Here is a 21,009-nt window from a genome sequence, read left to right as displayed (position 1 = left end):
GACAGGCGCGGAGGGCGCCGAGGGGCGGGACGCTCTCGCCGCGGTCGCGGGCCTGGAGATGCTGCCTGATGACGCGCAGCGGCAGGTAGTGGTCGCGCTGCGCGGTGAGGACGAAGCGGAGCCGCTCCACGTCGGCGTCGCCGAACTTGCGGTAGCCCGACGGGCTGCGCTCCGGTTCGACGAGGCCCTCGGACTCCAGGAAACGGATCTTGGAGATGGTGATGTCGGGGAACTCGGGCCTGAGCAGTCCGAGGACGTCCCCGATCGTCATCAGGGACCGGGCTGGCTGCGCGTTCATGGCCCCTCCCATCGTCGCCGCGGCCCCGTTCTCCCGGTCAGCCGTGCGCCGGGTTGATCAGGAACACCAGCCGGAACTTGCCGATCTGGACCTCATCGCCGCCCGACAGGCCGGCCTGGTCGATCCGCTGCCGGTTGACGTAGGTGCCGTTGAGGCTGCCGACGTCGCGGACGGTGAACGCGGCGCCTTGGCGGGCGAACTCGGCGTGGCGGCGGGACACGGTGACGTCGTCGAGGAAGATGTCGCTCGAGGGGTGCCGGCCCGCGGAGGTGCGGTCCTTGTCGAGCAGGAAGCGGCTGCCGGCATTGGGGCCCCGCTTGACGACGAGGAGCGCCGTGCCCGGGGGGAGCGCCTCCATGGCCATCTGGTCGGGGCCGAGCGACGGCTCCTCGGCGCCCGCGTCGGTGTCCAGCGCCTCGAACCCGCCGATGGAGATCGTGGACGTGGACTCGCCGGGCGACTCCCGGGGAGGCAGCGGGCTCCGGGTGAGCGGAGTTCCGCAGTTCGAGCAGAAGCGGGCATCATCCGGGTTGGCGTGACCGCACTGCGTGCAGTAGACGCTCGGCATCGATCGGCTCGGCCTCCTACCATCGGCGTGCCGCCCGCGGGCGCCCGCCGGAACGGGAGCCGCCTGCGCCACGCGCATCCTTCAACCAACCCACGCCGGGGACCCGCCCCGACCACGGTCCAACTCACCGGCCGCTTACGGGACGGTCGCCGCAACTTACGCGGGTATTACCCGAGGGGTCAACTGGAACGGTGAGCCGGCTGGACCAAACTACATTCGCCGATGATCGCAGGTCTACGCCGCCGCGCGGACGTCCCCGATCGTGACGCCCGAGCCCGGCGTCCGGTTACCGCTTCCCCGTTTCCCCTACGGAGACCGTATCGCGTCGACGGCGATTTTCGCGCGCGGGGTGATCGAGACGTCGGCGCCGGCCCCCTGGAGCGTCTTGACCAGTCCCCCGGGGATGTTCAGCGCGGTGGTCATGGTGTGGGGGTCTCCGATGGCGAGGAACCGGTACGGGGCGGCGAGGGCCCTCCCGTCGGCCTGGACGCCGTCCGGTCCGTCCAGGAAGTAGGTGTCGACGCCGGCGCGCACGTCGTTGACCTGGACGACCTCGGCGCCCGCGTCGCGGAGCTCCTGCAGCGCGTCCAGGAGGTTGATCGCCTTGACGCCGCGGCGCGGGTCGGTGATCAGCAGTTCGATGCCGGGGCCCTCGGCCGGGACGGTGCCCGCCAGGAGGCCATAGGTGGTCGCCCGCTTGCGCGCCTCCTCAAGGGCGGTTCCTCCCTCGGCGTCCCGTTCCAGTTGCGCCTTGGTGTCCTCCAGGTCGCGCAGGTCGCCGCGCAGGCGCTCGGACCGCTGGCCCAGATCGGACAGGATTCCGACGAGCTCGTCCTGCCGCGCGGTGGCGAACGTGGTGTCGCGCTCGTTCGATTGGATCTGCGCGACGACCGCGAATCCCAGGACCAGGCAGAGGAGTCCTCCGGCCAATTGGCCCATGCTGACTCGCGGTCTCAACAAATCCATGAGGCCGCGGAGGCCGGCGGGCTCGTCCGGGCGCTCTTTCTCGTGCTCGTCCCCGGTCATGCGCCGAACAGCCTGCGCCGGATGCCCGCCGCGTTGGAGAAGATCCGGATGCCGAGGACGACCACGACGCCGGTGGACAGCTGCGAGCCGACCCCGAGCTTGTCGCCGAGGAAGACGATCAGTGCGGCGATGACGGTGTTGCTGACGAACGACACCACGAACACCTTCTCGTCGAAGATGCCCTCCAGCCGGGCCCTGATCCCGCCGAACATGGCGTCGAGCGCCGCGACGATCGCGATCGGCAGGTACGGCTCCAGCCAGAGCGGGACGTCCGGCTGGAGCAGCAGGCCCAGCGCCACGCCGATCATCAGCCCGATCAGCGCGATCACCGTCGGACCCCGCCTTTCCGGGGGGCGACCCCCAGACCCCCGGGAAGTCGGCCCGAAGATCCTCGCTCCGCTCCGGTCATCGAGCCTCCTCTCCCCCGCTCACCGGCCCGCCGCGCGGGCGTAGCGCAGCCGGACGGCGCCCGCGGCGGGCAGGCTCACCGCGGCCGACCGGTGCGTGTCGTATCTGATCTTGAAGCGCTCGTTCAGGGCCCGCAGCCGCCGGTCGGCGGCCGAGCCGGAGAACGCCTCCCGGAGGCGGCCGGGGTCGCCGAGCGCCGTCACCTCGTAGGGGCGGCTGAGCGGCCGGTAGTCGACGAGGATCGCCTCGCCTGCGGCGCGGATCGCCGTCGCCGGGGTGAGCCGCTGCCCGTTGACGCCGATGGCCGCGGCGCCCGCCGCCCAGAGCCCGTTCACCAGGACCTGGAGGTCCTGATCATAGACCCGGCCGCCGGCGTCGGCGGGGAGCCCCTCCGGGTCGTCGCGCCCGCCGCTCGGAGCCGCGTCGTCCAGGGTGACGACCAGCGCGTCGCCGCCGGCGGGCGCGGCGGCCGCGGCGGCGGCCGCGATGGCGAGGTCCCGGCGGGCGCGGCGGCCGTCCTCGCTGCGGGCGAGGGCGGCGGCCCGGCGCCGCTCCGTCTCGGCCCGCAGGCGGCCGAGGCGGCGCTGGAGGCCGTCGGTCTCGGCGGTGCGGGCGTTGATCTCGTCGACGAGCCGCGAGCGCTGCTCGGCGGCCACGGGCTCGCTCCGGCGCACCTCGGCCCCGGCGACGGCGACCAGCGTCCCGGCGAGGACGAGGACGAGCAGGACGCCGCCGCCGCGCAGCCGTCCCCGCGCCGGGTCGGGATCGCCCGCCGCGGCGCGCCGTGCGGCGGCCTCCGCGTAGCCGTGATCGAGGAGCTTGCCGCTGAACAGGTCGGCGAGGAGCGACATGGACGCGTCGGGCCGCCGCCCGGGCCGGTCGTCGTCCTCTCGTGGTGCGATCACCGGCCCATCATGGCAAGGACGCGGGGTTTCGGCTCGGCAGGGCGATGGTGAACGCGGCGCCGCCGCCGGGGGCGTCCGCGGCGGCGGCGCGGCCGCCGTGGGCCGCGGCGACGGCCGCGACGATCGACAGGCCGAGGCCGGAGCCGCCCGGCTGGGCGGTCACGTCGCGGGACCGGGACGGGTCGGCGCGGTAGAAGCGCTCGAACACGCGGGCGCGATCGCCGGCCGGGATTCCCGGGCCCTCGTCGGCGACCTCCAGGACCGCGTCCCCGTCCCGTTCGGACACGCGGACGGTGGCGGCCGTGCCGGGCGGCGTGTGGCGCCGGACGTTCGCCAGCAGGTTGTCGAGGACCTGGCGGAGCCGTCCGGCGTCGCCGGTGACGACGACCGGGCCGTCCGTCTCCAGCGTGAGGGGGCGGCCCGGTTCGACGACGGTGGCGTCGGCGACCGCGTCGGCGGCGAGGGCGGCCAGGTCGACCGGCTCGCGTTCCAGCGGGCGGCCCTCGTCCAGCCGGGCGAGCAGCAGCATCTCGTCGACGAGGCGGCCCATCCGCTCGGCCTCCGACTCGATGCGGCGCATCGCCTTGGCGAGGTCCTCGGGCCGGTCCGCGGCGCCGCGGCGGAACAGCTCGGCGTACCCGCGGACGGTCGCGACCGGGGTGCGCAGCTCGTGGGAGGCGTCGGCGACGAAGCGGCGCAGCCGGTCCCGGGACGCCTCCCGTTCCCGGAACGACGCCTCGATCTGCGCGAGCATGCCGTTCAGCGCGCCGGCGAGCCGTCCCACCTCGGTCTTCGGGCCGTGCACGGCGAGCCGGCGGCCGAGGTCGCCGTCGCCGATCCGCGCGGCGGTCGCGGCGATCTCCTCCAGCGGGCGGGTCGCACGGCGGACGGCATGCCACACCAGCAGCCCGACGCCGACGAGGACCACGAGCGTGACGACGACCTGGGTCCCGAGGGTGCGGCCGAAGAACTCGTCCTGCTCGGTGGTGCGCATGGACGTGACGAGGTAGTGCCGCCCGCCGGGGACCCAGGCGGTGCGGACCAGCCAGCCGGGCCCCTCCCGCCCGAACAGGCCGTCGTCGTCCTTGCCCGGGCGGGGCCGGTCCTCCGTGCGGACGAACCGCTCGCCGTCCGGGTTGCCGCCGGTCGCGGGGCCGGGGCGCGGATCGTCCGGCAGCGGCGGCTCGCCGACGAACGAGACGGTCTCCACGACCGTGCCGTCGGCCCGGCGGACCTGGAGGAACAGCGGCAGGCCGCCGCCGTCGCCGGCGGCGCGCCACAGCCGGTCCAGGTCCGAGGTGGCCTCCGCGAGCCGCGACCACGAGCCGCCGGGGCCGCTCTCGGCGAACAGCGCCGCGGCCTCGCGTCCGACGGCGGTCATCCGCTGGTGCTCGCTGTCGTTCTTCCAGTCGTTCAGCGCGGCGAAGCTGGACGCGCCGGCGATCAGCAGGCCGAGGGCCAGCAGGGCGAGCTGGGTCAGCACGATGCGCCTGCGCAGCGACATCAGCCCTCCCGGGGCATGCGGAGGATGTAGCCGACGCGCGGGACGGTGTGGATCAGGCGGGGGTCGCGGTCGTCGAGCTTGCGGCGCAGGTAGCTGACGTAGGTCTGGACGACGCCGTCGCCGCCGCCGAAGTCGTACTGCCAGACGTGGTCGAGGATCTGCCGCTTCGTCAGCACCCGGCCGGAGTTGAGGAGCAGGTAGCGCAGCAGTTTGAACTCGGTGGGGGTGAGGTCGACCAGCACGCCGCCGCGCCGCACCTCGTAGGTGTCCTCGTCGAGCTCCAGGTCGGCGAACGACAGCCGGGCCCGGTCCCGCCCGGCGGGCCGGGTGCGGCGCAGCACGGCGCGGATCCGGGCGATCAGCTCCTCCAGGCTGAACGGCTTGGTGACGTAGTCGTCGCCGCCGACCGTCAGGCCCTTGACCTTGTCCTCGGTGGCGTCGCGGGCGGTGAGGAACACGACGGGGGCCTGGCAGCCGTCCCGCCGGAGCCGGGCGCAGGCGTCGAGGCCCGAGCCGTCCGGGAGCATCACGTCCAGGACGATCAGGTCGGGGCCGAAGCGCGGGATGCTCGCCAGCGCCTCCGCGCCCGACCCGGCCACGGCCGTCTCGAAGCCCTCGTAGCGCAGCGCGGTCGCGACGAGGTCGGCGAGGTACGCTTCGTCGTCCACGACGAGGATCTTGGTGGGCGTCACGGGGCCAGTCTTCCCGGTGGGCGCCGCCGGGCGCACTGCGGGCGTTCTGCGGGACGTCTGAGAGATCCCTGTGAAGCCGGTTTCACAGGGATCCCCAAGGACGCTCACACGGCGCCCGAAGAGCGGGCCGCTGCAGTTGTGCGCATGGACAGATTCTCCGATTTCGTGCTCCGGCACCGGCTGCTGATCGGCCTGGTGTGGCTGGCCGCCGCGTGCGCCGGCGCGTTCGCCGTCACGCGGGTGCCCGACCGGCTCACCGAGGACTTCGCGCCGCCCGGCTCGGCGGCGCGCGACGCCAACGCGGCGATCCTCGCCGCCTACGGGACGGGCGGCGACGAGAAGCCCGAGGTCTCGGTCGTCACGCTGCCCGCAGGGACGACGGCGGACTCGCCCGGCGTCCGCGACGCGCTGACGAAGGCGTTCGCTGCGGGCGGGGAGCGGCTCGGCGCCCGCGTCGTCTCCTACGGGACCACCGGCGACGCCCGCTTCACCGCTGGCGGCGGCCGGGTCGTCTACGGCCTCGTGTACCCGCGCGTCGAGCCGGGGGCGAGCGAGATCGACGACGGGCCCGAACCGGCCGGGCCGCTCGCCGAGGCGATGCGGCCGCATCTGCCCGCCGGGGCCGGGCTGCGCGTGACGAGCATGGGCGGGCTGGCGGACGAGGCGGGCGGCGAGGGGCCGAGCGTCCTGACCGAGACGCTCATCGGCGGGCTCGGGGCGCTGGTCGTCCTGGCGTTCGTGTTCGGGTCGGTGCTGGCGGTCGTGCCGCTCGTGATCGCGACCGTCTCGATCCTCACCTCGTTCCTGCTCGTCTACGGGATCACGGGCGTCACCGACGTGAACTTCATGGTGCAGTTCGTCGTGGCGCTGATCGGGCTCGGCGTCGCCGTCGACTACTCGCTGCTGCTGGTGACGCGGTGGCGGGAGGAACGGGCGGGCGGCCTGTCCGCGGACGCGGCGACCAGGCGCGCGATGGCCACGGCCGGGCACGCGGTGGTGTTCAGCGCCGTCGCCGTCGGGATCGGGCTCGTCTCCATGCTGGTGATGCCGGTCGAGTTCCTGCGCAGCATGGCGTACGGCGGCGTGATCATCCCCGGGGTGAGCGCGCTCGCGACGCTGACGCTGCTGCCGGTCGTCCTCGCCACGATGGGCCCGGCCCTCGACCGGATCGCGCCCCGGTGGCGCGGCGACGGGGCCCGCGCGGGCCGGGCCTGGACGGCGTGGGCGCGGCGGATCGTCCGGTTCCGGATCCCGGCGGCGCTGGCGGCGCTGGCCGTCCTCGGCGGTCTCGCGTTCGCGGCGCTCGGGATGAACCTCGGCGAGCCGCACAGCGGCGCCCTGGCGAAGTCGGGGCCCGCCTATGAGGGCTTGGCGGAGCTGCGCGGGGCGGGGGTCCCGACCGGTGTCCTCACGCCGGTGGACGTGCTGCTGCCGCCGGGCGCGGACCCGGCCGCGGCAGCGTCCGAGCTGCGGGGGCTGCGGGGCGTCCACGCCGTCGCGGCGCCCGGCGGCGGCATGTGGCGGCGGGACGGGTCCGCGCTGATCACCGTCGTGCCCGTCGACGAGGGCGGGACCGACGCCGGCAAGGACCTCGTCAAGGCCGTCCGGGACGCGGTGCCGCCGGGCGCGCGGGTCGGCGGCGAGGCCGCGAACGACATCGACTTCGCGGCCAAGGTCTACGGGACCTTCCCGTACATGCTGGGGCTCATCTGCCTGCTGACGTTCGTCCTGCTGGCCCGCGCGTTCCGGTCGCTGCTGCTGGCGCTCAAGGCGGTGGTGCTCAACCTGCTGTCGCTGGCCGCCGTCCTCGGCGCGATCGTCCTGGTGTGGCAGCAGGGCCACGGCAGCGACCTGTTCTGGGGCATCTCCGCGACCGGGTCGATCGCCGCGTTCGTCCCGGCGATGGTGTTCGCGTTCCTGTACGGGCTGTCGATGGACTACGAGGTGTTCATCCTGGCCCGGCTCAGGGAGGAGTACGACCGCACCGGCTCCACTGAGGCCGCCGTCGTCGAGGGCCTCGGCCGGACGGGACGGCTGGTGACCAGCGCGGCGCTGATCCTGTTCCTGGCGTTCGCGTCGCTCGCGGCGGCGCCGATCGTCGAGGTGAAGATCTTCGCCACCGGTCTCGGGCTGGGCATCCTCCTGGACGCGACCGTGGTGCGGGCGCTGCTCGTCCCGGCGGCGGTGTCGCTGTTCGGCCGCTGGAACTGGTGGCTGCCGGGCTGGGCCGCCCGCGTCCTGCGCGTGCCGCCCTCGCCCCTCCCGCAGCCGGACGGCGAGGACCGCGTCCCGGTCCCCGTCTGACCGGGCGGCCCCTGGCCGCCCCGCGGGGGCGGGCGGTCAGTGGGCGGCGGTGCGGGTGAACCCGAGGTGGACGGCGAGCCCGGCGAGCGCCGAGCCCATCAGGTAGCGCTGGGCCCGCTGCCAGCCGGGCCGCCGGGCGAGGAACACCGCGATGCCGCCGGCGCCGAGCACGATGAGGGCGTTCACGGTGATCGCGATGGTGATCTGGGTGAGGCTGAGGAGCATGATCTGGACGCCGACGTGGCCGCGCTCCGGGTCGGTGAACTGCGGCAGCAGCGACACGTACAGGATCGCGATCTTGGGGTTGAGCAGGTTGGTGACCAGGCCCATGGCGAACAGGCGGCGCGGCGGGTCGGCGGGCAGGTCCTTCGGGGCGAACGGCGTCGTCCCGCCCGGCCGCACCGCCTGCCAGGCGAGCCACAGCAGGTACGCCGCGCCCGCGACCTTGATCGCCGTGTAGACCTCCGGGACGAGCGCGAACACGGTCGCGACGCCGGCGGTCACGGCCGTGACGTAGACGAGGAACCCGGCGGCGACGCCCGCGAGCGAGATCATGCCGGCGCGGCGGCCCTGCGTCACCGACCGCGACACCAGGTAGACCATGTTGGGGCCGGGGGTGAGCACGAGCCCGAGGGCGAAGACCGCGATGGCCGCCACCGCGCTGGACGAGATCATTGCACTCCTGACGACGTCGATGTGATCCGATACTAAATGTCCGAGTAATATCAGTGCAATAATGACATTGATCTCGGTGCAATCGGAGGTGCGATGGAGGACTACCGGCGGGTCGCGGACGAGCTGGCCGCCGGCATCGCGGCCGGACGGCTCCGTCCGGGCGATCGGCTGCCTCCGCAGCGCGCCTTCGCGCGCGAGCGCGGCATCGCGGCCTCGACGGCGAGCCGCGTGTACCGGGAGCTGGGCCGGCGCGGTCTCGTGGTCGGCGAGGTGGGCCGGGGGACGTTCGTGCGGGCGGCGGAGCGTCCGGCCGTCCCGGCGCTGGCCGAGCCCGGGGATGCCCGCGTCGACCTGGAGCTCAGCTATCCCACGGTGCCCGAGCAGACCGCGCTGCTGGCGACCGGGATGGAGCGGCTGCTGCGCCCGGACGTCCTCGGAGCCGCGCTCGGCCCCACCGGCGTCGCTGGCACGCCCGCGGCCCGCGAGTCGGCGGCGGAGCTGCTCGCCGCGCCCGGATGGCGGCCCGACCCGTCCGCCGTCCTGTTCGCGGGGAACGGGCGGCAGGCCATCGCGGGCGCCGTGGCCGCGCTCGTGCCGCCGGGCGGGCGGCTCGCGGTCGAGGCGCTGACCTATCCGGTGGTCAAGGGCATCGCGGCGCGGCTCGGCGTGACGCTCGTCCCGGTCGCCTCCGACGAGAACGGGCTGAGCCCGGAGGCCCTCGCCGACGCCCACCGCGCCGCCCCGCTCGGCGCGGTGTACGTCCAGCCCACGCTGCACAACCCGTACGGGACGACGATGCCGCGGGCACGCCGGGCCGAGCTGGCCGCGGCCCTGGAGCGGCTCGGCCTCCACGCGATCGAGGACCGCGTGTGGGCGTTCCTCGTCGAGGACGGCCCCGCGCCGCTGGCGTCCTTCGCCGCGCGGCGGACGGTCGTCGTCGACAGCCTCTCCAAGCGCCTCGCGCCGGGCCTGAGCGTCGGGTTCGCCGTCCCGCCGTCCGCGCTGGCCGGGCGCGTCGCCGCCGCCCTGCGCTCCGGCGCGTGGGCGCCGGCCGGGTTCGCGCTCGCGGCGGCGTCCGGCTGGATCGCCGACGGCACCGTCGCGTCGGTGACCCGCGCCAAGCGCGCGGACGCCGCGTCCCGCACCCGGATGGCCGCCGACCGCCTCCCCGGTGCGGCCACGGCGGGCCAGCCCTGCTATTTCTGCTGGTGGGAGCTGCCGTCCCCGTGGCGCGCCGACACGTTCGTGGCCGCGGCGGCGCGGCACGGCATCGCCGTCACGCCCGCCGCCGCCTTCGCCGCCGGAACGGCCGCCGCGCCCCGCGCCGTCCGCGTCGGCCTCGCGTCGCCCCCGCTGGAGACGCTCGGGCGGGCCCTCGGCGTCCTCGCCGGGATCGCGGCCGGCTCCCCCGAGGACACGCCCGTCGACTGACCGCCACCGGCCCGGACGGGTGAGGCAGGAGTGTCTGGACTGTCGGGGTGCGGTCGTTCATCGTGGCTGTGGGTGCGATGCCCGGCACGGCGGACGCGAGGGACGCGAGTCCAGGCGGGAGCCAGGCGGATGATCGAGGTGCGGGGGGTGGGGCAGCGCGCGGGCGGAGGGCGCCGCACGCTGCGGGACGTGTCGCTGACGATCGAGTCCGGCGAGCTGGTGGCGATCATCGGGGGCAGCGGGGCGGGCAAGACGACGCTGCTGGACGCCATCGCGGGCGTGCGGCCCCCGGCGGAGGGCAAGGTCTCCTTCGACGGCGAAGCTCGCTCCAACGGCGGCGCCGGGGCGTTCGGGTACGTGCCGCAGGACGACATCGTCCACCTGGAGATGCCGCTGCGGCGCACGCTGCGGTACGCGGCGGGGCTGCGGCTGCCGTCCGGGACGCCGCCGGAGCGGGCCGACCGGGCCGTGGACGCCGTCATGGACGCGCTCGCGCTCACCGAACGCGCCGGGCAGCGGGTCGGGTCGCTCAGCGGCGGCGAGCGCAAGCGCGCCAGCATCGCGGTCGAGCTGCTGACACGCCCCCGCGTGTTCTTCCTGGACGAGCCGACCTCGGGGCTCGACCCGGCCACGGCGGCCGACCTGATGCGGCTGCTGCGCGGCCTGGCCGATTCGGGGACGACCGTCGTGCTCACGACGCACCATCCGCCGGACGTGGCCGTGTGCGACCGGGTGGCCGTCCTGACGCAGGAGGGGCGGCTGGCGTTCTACGGCGAGCCGGACAAGGCGCGGGAGGAGTTCCGCGTCACGGCCATCGAGGACATCTACCTGCGCCTCGCGAAAGCGGAGCCGCACGAGTGGGAGGGACGGTTCGGCGCCGCCCCCGCGCCGGTGGCGGGCCCGAACGTCGGGGCGTTCCGGCAGTGGGCGCTGCTGGCCCGGCGGAACCTCGACCTGCTGTCGCGGAACCGGCTCACGCTCGCCGTGCTGGCGGGGTCGCCGGTCATGGTCCTGGCGATGTTCGCGGTGCTGTTCCGTCCGGGCGCGTTCGCGCCGGAGTCGCCGAGCCCCGGCGCGACGGTGATGATCCTCTTCTGGATCGCGTTCGGCGGGTTCTTCTTCGGCCTGACCTACGGGCTGCTGCAGATCTGCACGGAGTTGCCCGTCGTCCGGCGTGAACGGCTGACCGGGCTGCGGGTCGGCTCGTACGTGCTGGCGAAGGTGGCGGTGCTCCTGCCGCTCCTGGCCGCGGTGGACGCGCTGATGCTCGGCGTCCTGCGCGGCCTGGACAGGCTGCCCGCGATGGGCTGGGGCACGTACGCGGAGCTGTTCGTCACGCTGCTGCTGTGTTCGCTGGCCGCGCTGGCGCTGGGTCTTCTGGTGTCGGCGGCGGTCACCGACCCGGCGCAGGCCACGATGGCGCTGCCGATGCTGTGCTTCCCGCAGGTGCTGTTCGTGGGCGCGGTCCTGCCCGTCCCGGTGATGGCGGCGCCGGGACGGTGGCTGAGCTACGCCATGTCGAACCGGTGGGCGTTCGAGGGGCTGGGGCACAGCCTCGGCGTGGAGCGGCTGTGGGGGTCCGGGCGTTCGCCCCTGGGGCCGCCGCTGCTCGCCTCGTACGGGCACACGTTCGCGCGTGCGGTGGCCGTGGACTGGGCGGTGCTGACCGGGTTCACGGCGGTCCTCCTCGCGGCGACGTGCCTGGTCCTCGCCCGGCGAACCTGACAAACACCCAGTGATGGGCCAGTTACGGCCAGATTACTCCCTTGCGGTTGCTGTGCCGATTTTGGAGCGTTCTGGTGTGGATGCGGCTTAACGTATTCGGGAGTGCACCATGAGCGCTTCATCCGATTTCTACGTCGCCATGCCCGGCTACGAGGACACCCGGCGCCTGGACGATCTCCGCGCCACCGAATACCGCCACCTGGACGAGCGCGGGCAGACGTACCTCGACTACACCGGATCGGGCGTGGTGGCCGCGGCCCAGCTCCGGGCGCACGTCGAGCGGCTGTCCGGCCGCTGCTACGGCAACCCGCACTCGGAGAACCCGACGTCCAGCGCCTCCACGGTCCTGGTCGAGCGGGCGCGGGAGCGCGTCCTCGCGTTCTTCAACGCCTCCCCCGACGAGTACGCGGTGGTGTTCACGGCGAACGCGAGCGGCGCGTGCCGGCTGGTCGGCGAGGCGTACCCGTTCGGGCGCGGCACCCGGCTCGTCCTGACGGGCGACAACCACAACTCCGCCAACGGGCTCCGGGAGTTCGCGCGGGCGCGCGGAGCCGAGACCGTGCACGTTCCCGTCCGCGGGCCGGACCTGCGCGTCGCGGGCGAGGACGTCGGCGCGGCGCTCGCGCACCGCCGGGGCCTGTTCGTCTTCCCCGCGCAGAGCAACTTCACCGGCGTCCGGCACCCGCTCGCCTGGATCGACCAGGCCCACGCCCGCGGCTACGACGTGCTGCTGGACGCGGCGGCGTTCGTCTCCGCCACCCGCCTCGACCTGAGCCGGACGCGCCCCGACTTCGTCCCCGTGAGCTGGTACAAGGTGTTCGGGTACCCGACCGGCGTCGGCTGCCTGGTCGCGCGGCGCGCGGCCCTGGCGCGGCTGCGGCGGCCCTGGTTCGCGGGCGGGACGATCCAGGCGGTCAGCGCGTTCGGCGGCTGGCACGTCCTCGCGCCCGACGAGACGGCGTTCGAGGACGGCACCCTGAACTTCCTGTCCATCCCGGACGTGGAGTTCGGCATCGACTGGGTCGACGGCATCGGCATGGACCTCATCCACCTCCGCGTGACCTGCCTGACGGCCCTGCTCCTGCGGGGGCTGGCGGGCCTGCGGCACTCCGACGGCTCCCCCATGATCAGGCTGTACGGGCCGGACGGCACGGACCGGCGCGGCGGCACGGTCGCGTTCAACGTCCTCGACGCGCGGGGCGGGATCGTCGACGAGCGGATCATCGCCCGCGACACCGCCGCCGCGGGCATCTCCGTCCGCACGGGCTGCTTCTGCAACCCCGGCGCGGGCGAGGGCGCGTTCGAGATCTCCGAGCGGGCGCTGCGCCTGACCGCGCACCGGCGGATGCGGACGCTCGACGACTACCTGGGCGTGCTCGGACTGCCCAGCGGCGGCGCCGTCCGCGCGTCCCTCGGCCTGGTCTCGAACATCGCGGACGTGGAGCGCCTCATCGGCTTCCTCGACACCGCCTACCGCGACCGGGAACCGGACGCGAGCGGCCTCAAACCCCGCGAACGCTGCTGAGACCCCGCGCGAGGATCACGTTCCCGCGCGTTCGACGACGACCGCCCATTCCTCGAGGAGCGCCTGCGCCGCGTCGGTGTCCCGGCCTTCGGCCCACAGGTGGGTGACGGCCTCCGCCGGGTCGGGCAGGACGAGGACCCAGCGGCCGTCGTCCTCGACCACGCGGACGCCGTCGGTGGTGTCGACCGTGCGGTCCCCGGCCGCCTCCACGACGTGCCGCATCACGCTGCCCTTGGCGGCCCACGGCGTCGGGACGGAGCGGCGCAGCAGGTGCGCTTCGGGGATGCGGCGGTCGATCTGCGACAGCGTCAGACGCGTCCGGGCGACGAGCCCGACGAGCCGGACGAACGCCGCGATCCCGTCCACGGTGCCGCTGAACTCGGGCATCAGGAACCCGCCCCGGCCGTCCCCCGCGAAGATCACGCCGCGCTGCGCGGCGGCCTTGGTGAGGACGTCCTGGGACGTGGACGTCCACTCGACCTGGACGCCGTGGAACCGGCACACCTGCTCCGCGACCCGCGTCGTCGTCACCGGCAGCGCGACCCGGCCGCCGCCGCGCTCGGCCGCGACCAGGTCCAGCATGACGAGCAGCGCCCGGTCGTCGCCGACGAACTCGCCGTTCTCGTCCACGAGCGAGATCCGCTCCCCGACCGTGTCGAAGCGGACGCCGAACGCGGCCCGCGACGACGAGACGAGGTCGCCGAGCCGCTCCAGGTCGCGCATCCGCACGGCGAGCGTCTCGGTCGGGTTGGCCTCGTCCAGCCCGGCGTTGCGGGTGAGGACCTCCACTCCGACCTTGCCGAGCAGGTTCGGCAGGACGAGCGAGGCGACGCCGCCCGCGCAGTCCAGGACGATCTTCAGCCCGGCCTCGCGGACCCCGCGGATGTCGACGCGCCGCAGCAGGTCGCGGGTGTAGGTCTCGACGACCCGGGGCGGGTAGGTCAGCTCGGCGATCTCGCCGGGGAACGCGCGCCGGTACTCCTGCCGCCCGAAGACGCGCTCCAGCTTGCGCTGCGCGTTCTGCGACAGGTCGGCGCCGTCGGGGTCCATGAAGATGATGTCGACGCCCTGCGGGTCGCCGAGCGTGGTGCGGATGTAGATGCCGCCGACGGCGTCCATACGGCCGGTCTCGAACCGGGCGACGGTCAGCGGCGTGGCCTCCAGGTCGTTGACGTTGATGGCGCTGGCGGTCAGCGCGCTGTTCACGGCGCGTTTCAGGGTGCGGGCGGCGCGGGAGACGTCCCGTCCGGTGACGACGGTCGTGCCCTTCTTCAGCGTCGTCGCGTAGGCGCTGGCGAGCCGCACCGCGAGCTCGGGCGTGATCTCGACGTTGACCAGCCCGGACACGCCGCGCGGCCCGAACAGGTTGCGCTGCCCCCGCGACTCCCAGATCACGCTGGTGTTGACGACCGCGCCCGCCTCGATCGTCTTGAACGGGTAGACCTTCACGCCGGACGAGACGTACGCCTCCGCCTCGATCACGCACTCGTCGCCGATGACCGCGCCCTCCTCGACCCGGGCGCCGGCCATGATGTCGGTGTTCTTGCCGACCACGCAGCCGCGCAGGTTCGTGGACGGCGCGATGAACACGTTGTCGTGCACGATCGCCCGGTGCAGGAACGCGCCCTCCTTCACGACGACGTTGCTGCCGAGGACGGTGTACTCGCGCAGCTCGACGCCCGCCTCGACCTTGGCGTAGTCGCCGATGTAGAGCGGGCCCTTCAGGACGGCCTCCGCGTCCACCTCCGCCCCTTCGGCGACCCACACGCCGGGCGATACCTCGAAACCGTCCAGGTCGATGCCGACCTGGCCGGACAGCATGTCGGCCTGCGCCTTGAGGTAGCTCTCGTGGGTGCCGACGTCCTCCCAGTAGCAGTCGGCGACGTAGCCGAACAGCGGGGCGCCGTCCGCGAGCAGGGCGGGGAACACGTCCCCGGACCAGTCGACCGGCTCCCCCGCGGCGACGTGCTCCAAGACCTCCGGCTCCATCACGTAGATGCCGGTGTTGACGGTGTCGGAGAACACCTGGCCCCACGTCGGCTTCTCCAGGAACCGCTGCACGCGGCCCTCGTCGTCCACGATGATGATCCCGAACTCGAGCGGGTTCGGGACGCGCTTCAGCCCGATGGTGACGAGCGCGCCGTTGCGCTCGTGGAACCGCACCATGTCGGTCAGGTCGATGTCGGTGAGCGCGTCCCCGGAGATCACCAGGAAGCGGTCGTCGCGGAGCGCCTCCTCGGCGTTCTTGACGCTGCCGGCGGTGCCGAGCGGGATCTCCTCCGTCGCGTAGCTCAGCGACATGCCGAGCTCCTCGCCGTCGCCGAAGTAGTTGCGGATCAGCGCGGCCAGGAACTGGACGGTCACGACGGTCTCGCTGAACCCGTGCGCCTTCAGCAGCCGCAGCACATGCTCCATGATCGGCCGGTTGACGAGCGGGAGCAGCGGCTTCGGCTGGTTGGCGGTCATCGGGCGCAGCCGCGTCCCCTCGCCGCCCGCCATCACGACGGCCTTCATCGGGCGGCCTCCCGGCCGGCCATGACGAGCTGCCGCGTCTGCTCCCAGTACAGGACGGCCGCCCACCAGTACAGGCCCGCGCCCCAGATGGCGAACGACCAGCCGAAGACCTTCGCCGCCGTCGCCGCCCCGCCGTCATGGTCGCCGAGCAGCAGCAGCGGGAACGCGTACAGCAGGCACATCGTGCCGGCCTTGCCGATGAAGTGGACGGGAAGCGTCCCGCTGTACCCGAGCCGCCGGACGATCGGCGCGATCGGCACGATCGCCAGCTCGCGGGCGACGAGCAGCACCACCAGCCACACCGGGATGATGTCGCGGATGGTGAGCCCGATCAGCGTCGCCAGGATGTAGAGCCGGTCGGCGGCCGGGTCGAGCACCGCCCCGAGCTTGCTGGTCTGGTTGAGGATCCGCGCGAGCTTGCCGTCCAGCCAGTCGGACAGGCCCGCGAACACCAGCAGGCCGAGCGCCCACCAGTCCGCCTCGATCAGGACGAGCCACAGGAACAGCGGGACGCCGACCAGCCGGGCCAGGCTGAGGCTGTTGGGCACAGTGAAGATCCGGTCCTGCGGGGCTTCCTGCTGTGTGCTCACCGACGCCTTCGCCTCCCCTGGTGCCTTGATCCTGACCCTACCGGTAAGGAATTTGAAAGCCCTTCATGGCGTCGCCCGGACGGCACGTCCGGGCAGGTCCGCGCACGAGCGGGCACTCGGAACGGGCGTGCGCGGGCGGGGACCGGCGCGCGTCCGGATGCGGCCCGCGACGATCGGCCGCCAACAAAGGGGCTTCCGGACGCGTCTTCTTCTCCGGAAAGATCTCTCCGGAAGCCCCGCTCGGCCGGGGCCACCCAGAAGGGGTGTCGTGTTGGGTCCCCTACAGGCTGACGATCCGCGCGCCGTGGGCGGGTACGTGCTGTCGGCGCGCCTGGGCGGCGGCGGCATGGGCCAGGTGTACCTCGGCCGCTCCCCCGGCGGGCGGCCGGTGGCGGTGAAGCTCGTGCGCCCCGAGTACGGCGACGACCCGCAGTTCCGGCGCCGGTTCGCGGCGGAGGTGGAGGCGGCCCGCCGGGTCGGCGGGTTCTTCACCGCGCAGGTCGTCGACGCCGACCCCGACGCGGACCGGCCGTGGCTCGTCACCGCCTACGTGCCGGGTCCCTCGCTGCAGGCGGCCGTGGACGAGCAAGGGCCGCTCCCCGTCCGCGCGGTCCGCGTCCTGGGGGCGGGGCTCGCGGAGGGGCTCACGGCCGTCCACGCCTGCGGGCTGGTGCACCGCGACCTCAAGCCCGGCAACGTGATCCTGGCCCCGGACGGGCCGCGCGTGATCGACTTCGGGATCGTCCGGGCGCTGGAGGGCGCGTCCGGCACCGCCACCGGCGCGATCACCGGGACGGTCGCGTACATGGCGCCCGAGCAGGCCCGCGGCGACCGGGACATCGGGCCCGCCGCGGACGTCTTCGCGCTCGGCTCGGTGCTGGTGTTCGCGTCCACCGGCTCGGCCCCGTTCGGGCAGGGCCAGGCGCACACGGTGCTGTACCGGATCGTCCGGGAGGAGCCCGGCCTGGACGGGGTCCCCGCCGGGCTGCGCGACCTGGTCGGGGCGTGCCTGGCCAAGGACCCGGCGGACCGGCCCGCCCTGGCGGACGTCCTGGAGCGCTGCGCGGGCGCGGCGGGCGACGACTGGCTGCCGCCGGCCGTCCTCGCCATGGCCACCGCGATGGCCCCGGTGGCGGCCACCGCACAGCCGACCGCACAGCGCAGCGCGCAGCCGACCGAGCTCGACACGCCCGCCCCGCCGCCGGAGAACCCGCTGCCGCCCGCCGGCCTGCCGCCCGCCGGGCCGCCGCCCGCCGGGCCGCCGCCCGCGGCTCCCGGGCCGCACGCCGTGACCACTCCCGCGCCCCCGCCGCCGCCACGCCGGTCCGGGTCGCGGGCCAGGTGGGTCCTCGGCGGCATCGCGTTCGTCGCCGGTGTGGCGCTGCTGGTGGCCGGGGTCGTCCTGGTGCTGGTCCGGGACGGCGACAAGGGCTCGGGAAGGTCCACCGCGTCGCCGTCGGTGACCCAGCGGAAGCAGCCGGTCTCGGCGGTGACGGGACGGATCGACGACGCCAAGGCCGGGTTCTCCTACGACCGCTTGGGCGCGCCGTGGGTGACGGCGGGCGGGGCCTGGACGAAACCGGGCATGTTCACCAGCGGGCAGATCTCCCCGCTGCAGCAGCGCAACGGCGACTCCACCTTCAACGCGACCTCCCTGGCCGGGCTGCTCAGGCCCGACGAGAGCCGCGGCTACACCGGCCCCCAGGACCTCGGCGCCGTCGCGGCCCGCGTGAAGGCCCGCGTCATCCAGGAGCTGTTCACCACCCGGCATGTCAAGTCGACGCTCAAGTCCGGTCCCGTCGACGTGGGCGGCGGGGGCAGGGCGTGGCTGGAGAAGGTCCGCTTCGACTTCCCGCAGGCCGCGGCCAACGGCTGGCCGGTCACCGGCGACACGATGGCGCTCCTGATCATCGACCGGAACCGGGGGGACGGCCGCCCGCCGGGGCTGCTGATGGTGTCCGTCCCGAGCGCCTTCAGCGCCCAAGGCGACATGGACCAGATCCTCGCCTCGGTCCGCGTCCCCTGAGAACCGGCGCTATCGCGGGTGACGGCTCATTGCGGGGTGACGACGTCCGCGACCGGGAGGACGGCCGTGACGACGAACCCGCCGCCGTCGCCGGAGCCCGCGTCCAGCGTCCCGCCGACGCTTCGCGCCCGCTCGATCATCCCGAGGATCCCGAAGCCGCCCGGCGTCCCGCCGGACGGACCCGTCCCGTCGTCGGCCACCCGCACCACGAGGCCGCCGCCGTCCCGGGACAGGGTGACGGCGACGCGCCCCGCCGCCGCGTGCTTGACGACGTTGGTCAGCGCCTCCTGGACGATCCGGTACGCCGCGACGCCGATCTCCGGCGGCAGCGGGCCCACGTCCGCGTCGTCGAGCTCGACCTCGACCCCGGCGGCGCGCGCGGCCTGCGCGAGGTCCGCGATCCCGTCCGGGCCGGGCAGCGCCCCGGACGACCCGACGTCGGTGCCGCGCAGGACCTGAAGGGTGCCGCGCAGCTCCGTCCGGGCGTCCCGGCAGGTGTCGGCGATCGAGGTGAGCGCCTCCGCGAGCTCCGTGCGGTCGAGCGGCCGGTCCCCGCGGACGAGGTGCGCCGCCGCCCCCGCCTGGACACCGATGACCGTGATGCTGTGCGCGAGGAGGTCGTGCAGGTCGCGGGCGATCCGCAGCCGCTCCTCGGCGACGCGGCGCCGCGCCTCCTCCTCCCGCGTCCGCTCCGCCCGCTCGGCGCGCTCGGTGATCGTCGCGAGCCGCGCCCGGTGCACCCGCCACACCTGGACGGCGATCACGACGGAGATCACGGCCTCGATGACCGCGATCTGCTCGCGCAGGGACTTCCCGCCCGCCTGCAGCGCCATCCCGACCACGCACACGAACAGCAGCGCGCCCGCCACGGTGAGCACGCCCCGGACCCGCCGCCCGAGCACCGCGTACGCGAACAGCGCGACCACCTCGGCGGGCACCAGCGCGTGATGCTGGTACTGCGCCAGGTGGTACGGCAGCGCCAGCATCAGCAGGGCCACCAGCCCGTGCGTCGGCCACCGCCTGATCACCACGAGCTTCGCGTGCACGGCGAGCAGCAGGAACATCCCGGCCGCGTCCAGGTCCCGGACGCCGGGCCACATCACCGCGACCGCGACGGCGGCGCACGCCAGCAAGGTCGCGAACAGGGCGTCTCTCGTCGTCACACCGACCCTGGGCACCGTCACCACGCGTCCATCTTCTCGGACCCGTCCGGCCTCCGCGCACCGCCCCCGCACCGCCGGTGGACGACGGCGGGTTTCAGTACGCTCCGCCCATGGAGAAATCACCTCGGGTCACCCACATCGCGTGGGGCCGCATGGAGGTCGAGGGGCTTCAGGGCGGTAAGGACTTCAAGCTGTATCCGGGCGGCGGCCGCGAGTGGGACTGGACCGAGCACGGCACCCGCCACGACCCGGGAATCCAGCCGGGCGACGTGCAAGAGCTGCTCGACCACGGCTGCACCGTCGTCGTCCTCAGCAGGGGCATGGAGCTCCGCCTGAAGACGATGCCCGCGACCCTGCAGGCGCTGCGGGACGCCGGCGTCGAGGTCCACGTGGCGGAGACGACCGAGGCGGTCGCGCTCTACAACCGGCTGGCCGAGACGGAGCGCGTGGGCGGGCTCTTCCACTCGACCTGCTGATGGAGCGGGATGAATGAGGTCGTCCCGGCCTATAGTTCTGCAAACTCCATCATGAAGGGCTGACCGTGTCCGTCCCTCCTCCGTCCCGCTCCCAGCCGGAACTCCGGGTCACGCTCGGCCGCGGCGCCTACCGATGGCCGCTCCGCGTGTGCCTGGCCGCGCTGACGGTCGGCCTGCTCATCTCGCTGTCCACCCGTGCCGGCGGCGGCGCGGCGTGGGCGCCCGGGGAGGCGCGCCGGGCCATCGCCGTCTACGGCGGAGGTGGAGCGCTGATCGCGCTGGCCGCCATCGTCTGGGCCATCGTGATCTTCCGCAACCGCGTGGTGGTGACCGTCGGGGAGAAGGGCCTCGTCCTGCGGCGCGCCAAGCAGCAGGCGGTCATCCCGGCCGACGCCGTGCACGCGGTCGGCATCGTGTGGCCGGTCGCCGACCCCGTCTGGACGGTCTGGTTCGACACCGAGGCGGCCCCGGACGTCGGCGCCGTGGCGAAGATGGACGGCGACGCGGTCGCGCTGCACCGGGACCGGTCGCTCCCGTCCGGATGGCTCCCGTCCGTGCGCACCGCGGCCACGGAGACCCTCGGCACCGCCTGGCGCGTCCTCGATGACAAGGGCGAGGAGGTCGAGCAGCCGCGGGCGGACGCGCTGGCCAAGGCCGACCGCCTCCTGGTGGACGGCACCGGCCGCTACCGCGACCAGGGCGGCGGCGCGCTCGTCGCCGTCGCCTGCGGGCGGCTCGCCAGGCGCGGGCCGGGTCCGGCCCGCTTCCGCCGCAACCCCGACCGGGGCCGCCGGACGATCGTGCTCCGCGACCCGCACGCGGGCAGGCTGCTCGCCTTCAGGAAGACCTCCCGGCTGGCGGGCGGCGGCCGCATGCGGGTGTTCGACGCGGACGGGCGGCACCTCGGCACGATCAAACGGCTGCGCGAGCCGTCCTTCCACGCGGCCGGAGGGACCCTCCTCGGCACCACCCGGCGGCACGGCGACCGCCACATCGTCACCGGCGTCGACGGGCGCGAGTCCGCGTCGCTGCGGACGAAGAGCGGCGCCGACGACGGCCGCATGTGGCTGGAGCGCTCGCGGTCCGCCCCGGACCTGCTGCGCACCCTCACCCTGGCGCTGCCCATGGTGGTGCGGCTCGCCCGCCAGTCCTCCTGACACGGGACGGCCCTCGCGGCCT

The 21,009-nt window shown here is 74.3% G+C and carries 18 protein-coding genes; 7 read left to right on the top strand and 11 right to left on the bottom strand.

Annotation, left to right across the window (positions count from 1 at the left end; all coding sequences use genetic code 11):
• The 7 genes from ftsR to ETD83_RS11910 all read right to left on the bottom strand — a co-directional run.
• The coding region (ftsR, locus tag ETD83_RS11940) for a transcriptional regulator FtsR (protein ID WP_138645156.1) at positions 1-298 on the bottom strand (298 nt) is incomplete at its 3' end.
• Between the two features lie 37 nt (positions 299-335).
• The gene (locus tag ETD83_RS11935) at positions 336-866 is read right to left on the bottom strand and encodes an FHA domain-containing protein (RefSeq protein WP_138645155.1); all 531 of its coding nucleotides are present in this window, start codon (positions 864-866) and stop codon (positions 336-338) included.
• Positions 867-1,172: 306 nt separating this feature from the next.
• Positions 1,173-1,796, bottom strand: a complete 624-nt coding sequence (locus tag ETD83_RS11930; RefSeq protein ID WP_171064155.1) for a DUF881 domain-containing protein — start codon at positions 1,794-1,796, stop codon at positions 1,173-1,175.
• A 92-nt stretch (positions 1,797-1,888) separates the two neighbouring features.
• A complete protein-coding gene (locus tag ETD83_RS11925) occupies positions 1,889-2,221 on the bottom strand; it encodes a small basic family protein (RefSeq protein ID WP_138645153.1) in 333 nt (110 codons plus the stop codon).
• A 99-nt stretch (positions 2,222-2,320) separates the two neighbouring features.
• Positions 2,321-3,205 (bottom strand): DUF881 domain-containing protein, encoded by an 885-nt coding sequence (locus ETD83_RS11920; protein WP_138645152.1) that lies wholly within the window; start codon positions 3,203-3,205, stop codon positions 2,321-2,323.
• Between the two features lie 7 nt (positions 3,206-3,212).
• On the bottom strand, positions 3,213-4,709 hold the full coding sequence (locus tag ETD83_RS43615; protein WP_205717605.1) for a sensor histidine kinase: 1,497 nt from the start codon (positions 4,707-4,709) through the stop codon (positions 3,213-3,215).
• A complete protein-coding gene (locus ETD83_RS11910) occupies positions 4,709-5,401 on the bottom strand; it encodes a response regulator transcription factor (protein WP_138645151.1) in 693 nt (230 codons plus the stop codon). Before ETD83_RS11910 ends, ETD83_RS43615 begins: the two co-directional genes overlap by 1 nt.
• Positions 5,402-5,545: 144 nt before the next feature.
• On the opposite strand from ETD83_RS11910, the gene ETD83_RS11905 reads away from it, so the two are divergent.
• A complete protein-coding gene (locus ETD83_RS11905; protein WP_138645150.1) occupies positions 5,546-7,705 on the top strand; it encodes an MMPL family transporter in 2,160 nt (719 codons plus the stop codon).
• Between the two features lie 36 nt (positions 7,706-7,741).
• Here ETD83_RS11905 and ETD83_RS11900 read toward each other — a convergent pair whose 3' ends face one another.
• Complete coding sequence (locus ETD83_RS11900; protein ID WP_138645149.1) at positions 7,742-8,380, bottom strand: LysE family translocator; 639 nt, start codon at positions 8,378-8,380, stop codon at positions 7,742-7,744.
• 93 nt (positions 8,381-8,473) lie between these two features.
• On the opposite strand from ETD83_RS11900, the gene ETD83_RS11895 reads away from it, so the two are divergent.
• The 3 genes from ETD83_RS11895 (at position 8,474) to ETD83_RS11885 (ending at position 13,061) form a co-directional block, all read left to right on the top strand.
• Positions 8,474-9,811 carry an aminotransferase-like domain-containing protein gene (locus ETD83_RS11895; protein WP_138645148.1) on the top strand — a complete coding sequence of 446 codons (1,338 nt, stop codon included), beginning with the start codon at positions 8,474-8,476 and terminating at the stop codon, positions 9,809-9,811.
• A gap of 129 nt (positions 9,812-9,940) precedes the next feature.
• The gene (locus ETD83_RS11890; RefSeq protein WP_138645147.1) at positions 9,941-11,536 is read left to right on the top strand and encodes an ATP-binding cassette domain-containing protein; all 1,596 of its coding nucleotides are present in this window, start codon (positions 9,941-9,943) and stop codon (positions 11,534-11,536) included.
• Positions 11,537-11,645: 109 nt separating this feature from the next.
• Positions 11,646-13,061 (top strand): aminotransferase class V-fold PLP-dependent enzyme, encoded by a 1,416-nt coding sequence (locus ETD83_RS11885; protein WP_138645146.1) that lies wholly within the window; start codon positions 11,646-11,648, stop codon positions 13,059-13,061.
• 15 nt (positions 13,062-13,076) lie between these two features.
• Here ETD83_RS11885 and ETD83_RS11880 read toward each other — a convergent pair whose 3' ends face one another.
• A complete protein-coding gene (locus ETD83_RS11880; RefSeq protein WP_138645145.1) occupies positions 13,077-15,575 on the bottom strand; it encodes a mannose-1-phosphate guanyltransferase in 2,499 nt (832 codons plus the stop codon).
• Positions 15,572-16,165: a CDP-alcohol phosphatidyltransferase family protein gene (locus tag ETD83_RS11875; protein ID WP_138645144.1), complete on the bottom strand. Its 594-nt coding sequence runs from the start codon at positions 16,163-16,165 to the stop codon at positions 15,572-15,574. Before ETD83_RS11875 ends, ETD83_RS11880 begins: the two co-directional genes overlap by 4 nt.
• Before the next feature lie 271 nt (positions 16,166-16,436).
• On the opposite strand from ETD83_RS11875, the gene ETD83_RS11870 reads away from it, so the two are divergent.
• On the top strand, positions 16,437-18,191 hold the full coding sequence (locus tag ETD83_RS11870; RefSeq protein ID WP_205717604.1) for a serine/threonine-protein kinase: 1,755 nt from the start codon (positions 16,437-16,439) through the stop codon (positions 18,189-18,191).
• A gap of 26 nt (positions 18,192-18,217) precedes the next feature.
• Here ETD83_RS11870 and ETD83_RS11865 read toward each other — a convergent pair whose 3' ends face one another.
• On the bottom strand, positions 18,218-19,354 hold the full coding sequence (locus ETD83_RS11865; RefSeq protein ID WP_205717603.1) for a sensor histidine kinase: 1,137 nt from the start codon (positions 19,352-19,354) through the stop codon (positions 18,218-18,220).
• A gap of 110 nt (positions 19,355-19,464) precedes the next feature.
• Between ETD83_RS11865 and ETD83_RS11860 the strand changes: the two genes are divergently transcribed.
• The gene (locus ETD83_RS11860) at positions 19,465-19,830 is read left to right on the top strand and encodes an Mth938-like domain-containing protein (RefSeq protein WP_138645143.1); all 366 of its coding nucleotides are present in this window, start codon (positions 19,465-19,467) and stop codon (positions 19,828-19,830) included.
• 65 nt (positions 19,831-19,895) lie between these two features.
• Entirely contained in the window at positions 19,896-20,987 is a 1,092-nt protein-coding gene (locus tag ETD83_RS11855; RefSeq protein ID WP_138645142.1) for a hypothetical protein, read from the top strand.
• Positions 20,988-21,009 lie beyond the last annotated feature (22 nt).

Origin of the sequence: Actinomadura soli (assembly GCF_005889715.1) — a bacterium.
Classification (GTDB): Bacteria; Actinomycetota; Actinomycetes; order Streptosporangiales; family Streptosporangiaceae; genus Spirillospora; species Spirillospora soli.
The sequence above is the reverse complement of the archived record's forward strand: the minus strand, read 5'-3'. Positions and strand labels throughout refer to the sequence as shown.